This is a genomic window from Actinosynnema sp. (genome assembly GCF_052038725.1).
Genome location: NZ_JBQGCX010000071.1, coordinates 1 through 4,158 on the forward strand (window position 1 = coordinate 1; position 4,158 = coordinate 4,158).

At 73.6% G+C, this 4,158-nt stretch carries 4 protein-coding genes; all 4 read left to right on the forward strand.

From position 1 onward, the window contains the following. Window positions 1-1,254, forward strand: a 1,254-nt coding sequence (locus ACTUAL_RS01380; RefSeq protein ID WP_440898981.1) for an ATP-binding protein, incomplete at its 5' end; no start/stop codon positions are given. 46 nt (window positions 1,255-1,300) lie between these two features. Next, window positions 1,301-2,017 carry an eCIS core domain-containing protein gene (locus ACTUAL_RS01385; protein ID WP_440898982.1) on the forward strand — a complete coding sequence of 239 codons (717 nt, stop codon included), beginning with the start codon at window positions 1,301-1,303 and terminating at the stop codon, window positions 2,015-2,017. A gap of 222 nt (window positions 2,018-2,239) precedes the next feature. After that, on the forward strand, window positions 2,240-3,784 hold the full coding sequence (locus ACTUAL_RS01390) for a phage tail sheath family protein (RefSeq protein WP_440898983.1): 1,545 nt from the start codon (window positions 2,240-2,242) through the stop codon (window positions 3,782-3,784). 14 nt (window positions 3,785-3,798) lie between these two features. Further along, a partial coding sequence (locus ACTUAL_RS01395; RefSeq protein ID WP_440898984.1) for a phage tail protein occupies window positions 3,799-4,158 on the forward strand: 360 nt, incomplete at its 3' end.

Below are 4,158 nucleotides of genomic sequence, written 5' to 3' on the forward strand. Positions count from 1 at the left end.
GAACCGGACCGGGTCGCGCTGCGCGCCGCCGTGCTGCGCGAGGCGGTGCTGCGCGGCGCCGGGATCGTGCTCGGGCCGGTCGACGAGGAGCCCGCGCTGGACGCGCTGCGCCACCCCGCCGTGCCGCTGGCGGTGCACGGCCCGATCGCCTGGAACCCGCGCTGGAGCGGCGATCCGCCGGTGCTGCACGAGGCCGTCCCGCTGCCGGTGGGCGCCCGCGCCGAGCTGTGGGCCGCCGGGCTGCGCGGACCGGTCGCGCCCGGCGTCGACCCGGCCGCCGCCACCGAGCACTTCGTGCTGGGCGCGGGCCAGATCGCGCGCGCCGCCGAGGCCGCGTCGGTGGCCGCGCTCGCCGACGGCGAGGACATCACCGTGGCGCACCTGCGCGCGGGCGCCCGCAGCCAGAACGCGGCCGGGCTGCAGCGGTTGGCGCGGCGCGTCGAGCCCGCCGTGACGTGGGACGACCTGGTGCTGCCCGGCCCGGTCGTGGGGCAGCTCAGGGAGCTGGCGTCGCGGGCGGAGCACCGGGACCGGGTGATCGACCGCTGGCGGATGCGGCCGGGCGGCGGGCGCGGGCGCGGCCTGACCGGGCTGTTCGCGGGCGACTCCGGCACCGGCAAGACCATGTCGGCGGAGGTGATCGCGGCCTCGCTGGGCCTTGACCTCTACACGGTCAACCTGGCCACCGTCGTCGACAAGTACGTGGGCGAGACCGAGAAGAACCTGGAGCGGATCTTCACCGAGGCGTCCGGGGTCAACGGCGTGCTGCTGTTCGACGAGGCCGACGCGATCTTCGGCAAGCGCTCGGAGGTGCGCGACGCGCACGACCGGTACGCCAACATCGAGTCCGCGTACCTGCTGCAGCGCATGGAGACCTTCGACGGGATCGCCGTGCTGGCCACGAACCTGCGGGCGAACCTGGACGAGGCGTTCACCCGCCGCCTGGACGTGGTCGTGGACTTCCCGCTGCCGGACCGGGAGCAGCGGCGCGCGCTGTGGGACCACTGCCTCGGCCCGCACGCCCCCAGGGCCGAGCTGGACCTGGACTTCCTGGCTGGCGCGTTCGAGCTGGCGGGCGGGCACATCCGGTCGGCGGCGGTGACGGCAGCGTACCTGGCGGCCGAGGGCGACCGGGTCGTCGGGATGCGCGAGGTGTTCGGCGCGGTGGCGCTCGAGTACCGCAAGCTGGGCAGGCTGGTGGGGGAGCGCGAGTTCGGGCGCTACCTGGAGCTGGTCCGCCCGTTCGGGCAGTGACGGCGGACCCGCTCGGGGCGGGGCCGGGGAAGCGCTGGGAGGCGCTGTGCGCGGACATGAGCACGACCACGAGCAGGACGGCTGCGCCCGGCCGCCGGGCGAGCGGGCCGAGCGCGAGGACCACGCCCTGCTCGGCCGGGCGGTCGCGGCCGGGCGGCCGGAGGTGCTGGGGACGGGCGGGGTCCTCGGGTTGCAGCGGGCGGTCGGCAACGCCGGGGTGGCGTCGGCGCTGGAGGAGCAGGCGCAGGGGGGACCGGCCGAGTCACCGGTGCACGAGGTGGTGAACTCCGGTCGCGGCGCGCCGCTGGACGCCGGGGTGCGCGCGGACATGGAGGGGCGGTTCGGCACCTCGTTCGCGGACGTGCGGGTGCACACGGACGGCGCGGCGCACAGCTCGGCCAGGTCGGTGAACGCGCAGGCCTACACGGTGGGGTCGGACATCGTGTTCCAGAGCGGCGGCTACGACCCCGGCTCCGCCGCGGGGCGGCACGTGCTGGCGCACGAGCTGACGCACGTGGTGCAGCAGCGCAGCGGCCCGGTGGACGGCTCGGACGTCGGGGGCGGGGTGCGGCTGAGCGACCCGTCGGACCGGTTCGAGCGCGAGGCGAGCGCCAACGCGGACCGGCTGGTGGCGCAGCCCGCCGTGCAGCGGGTCGAGGAGGCGCCCGCCGAGGACGTGGCCGAGGAACCCGTGGCGCAGGCTCACGTGCCGGGCGCGGCGTCGGTGCAGCGCCCGGCCGAGGAGGGCGAGGGCGAGGAGTAGTCCGCCCGCCGAGCGGTCGCGGGACGCCGGGGAGGGCGGGACCCTCCCCGGCGCCCCGCGTTCTCGTTGCCCTGGAAGGAACTCCGCGCGCCGCTCGGCCGCCCCTTTGGGCAGTGATCCGCGCACGCGGGCACAGCCGCCAGGCCGTTTCGACCGAACCCCCTGTGGCAGCAGCATTTCCCCCAGCACAGCCGGTTATCCGCACGACTTGGGAGGCAACGGATGCCCACCTATCTCTCGCCGGGGGTGTACGTCGAGGAGGTGGAGGCGGGCGCCCGCCCCATCGAGGGCGTCGGCACCGCCGTGGCCGCCTTCGTCGGGTTCGCCGGGCGCGGGCCGTTCAACACCCCGACGCTGGTGTCGAACTGGGCCCAGTACGCGCAGACCTTCGGCGACCTCGTCGAGGGCACCTACCTCGGCCAGGCCGTCTACGGCTACTTCCTCAACGGCGGCGGCAACTGCTACGTCGTCCGCATCGGCGGCGAGCGCGACGACGCGGGCACGGGCGGCGGCCCGTCCGGCAACGGCGCGCTGCCGTCCGGCGCCACCGGCGTCCTCGGCGGCTACAAGGTCACCGCCAAGGCGATCGGCGCGGGCGACATCACCGTCGAGGTCGCCGACCCGGCGGGCGAGAACCCCGCGGAGGACCGCTTCACCCTGCTGGTCAAGGACGCGGGCAAGGTCGTCGAGACCCACCACGTGACGACCAAGCGCACCAAGGAGAACGTCGTCACCGTGGTCAGGGAGAAGTCGAACCTGATCACCGTCGAGGAGCTGGCGAACCCGCCCGCCAAGGCCGACCGGGGAGCCGTCGCGCTGCGCGCCGACGAGTCCGCGCCGACCGCCGTGCCCGGCAAGGTCGCCGCCGACGACTACGTGGGCGACGTCGCCGACCGCACCGGCTTCGGCGGCCTGGAGGCCATCGACGAGATCACCATGGTCGCGGTGCCTGACCTGATGAGCGCCTACCAGCGGGACCAGATCTCGCTGGAGGGCGTGAAGGCCGTGCAGCTGGCCATGATCGCCCACTGCGAGCAGATGGGCGACCGCATGGCGGTGCTGGACCCGCCGCCCGCGCTGACCCCGCAGCAGGTCCGCGAGTGGCGGCAGAACGTCGCGGGCTACGACTCGAAGTACGCGGCCCTGTACTACCCGTGGGTCAAGGTGTTCGACGCCGCCAGCGACGACCACCTGTTCGTCCCGCCGAGCGGGCACGTGGCGGGCGTGTGGGCGCGCACCGACGCCGGTCGCGGCGTGCACAAGGCCCCCGCCAACGAGGTCGTGCGCGGCGCGGTGGCGCTCCAGACGCAGCTCACCAAGAACGAGCAGGAGCTGCTCAACCCCATCGGCGTCAACTGCGTCCGCTCGTTCCCCGGCCGGGGCATCCGGGTGTGGGGCGCGCGGACCCTCTCGTCCGACCCGGCGTGGCGCTACCTGAACGTGCGCAGGCTCTTCAACTACCTGGAGGAGTCGATCCTCAGCGGCACCCAGTGGGTCGTGTTCGAGCCGAACGACGACGCCCTGTGGGCCCGCATCCGCCGCACCATCAGCGCGGTCCTGGTCAACGAGTGGCGCAAGGGCGCCTTGTTCGGGCTCACCCCCGACGAGGCGTTCTACGTCAAGTGCGACCGCGAGACCAACCCGGCCGAGGCGATCGACGCCGGCCAGGTCGTGTGCGAGGTGGGCATCGCCCCGGTGAAGCCCGCCGAGTTCGTCGTCTTCCGCCTGGCGCAGTTCTCCGGCGGCACCAGCCTCGTCAACGAGTGAAAGCGCGGTAGGTCATGGCACTCCCCGAACTCGACACGTCCGTCGGCCACTCGTTCGGCCTCGAGGTCGACGGCGTCGCGATCAAGCAGATCTCCGAGGTGTCCGGGCTCAAGATGGAGCAGGACGTCATCGAGCTCAAGCAGAACACCGCCGACGGCAAGTACGTCATCAAGAAGCTGCCCGGCCGCCCCAAGGCGGGCGAGGTCACGCTCACCCGCGGCCTCACCGGCGACAACAGCTTCGAGAAGTGGGTCAAGGACGCCCACTTCGGCAAGATGACCTCGGCCCGCAAGGGCGGTGCGATCATCGTCTACGACTACGAGGGCACCGCGATCAAGCGCTACAAGCTGACCAACGCGTGGCCCAAGAGCCTG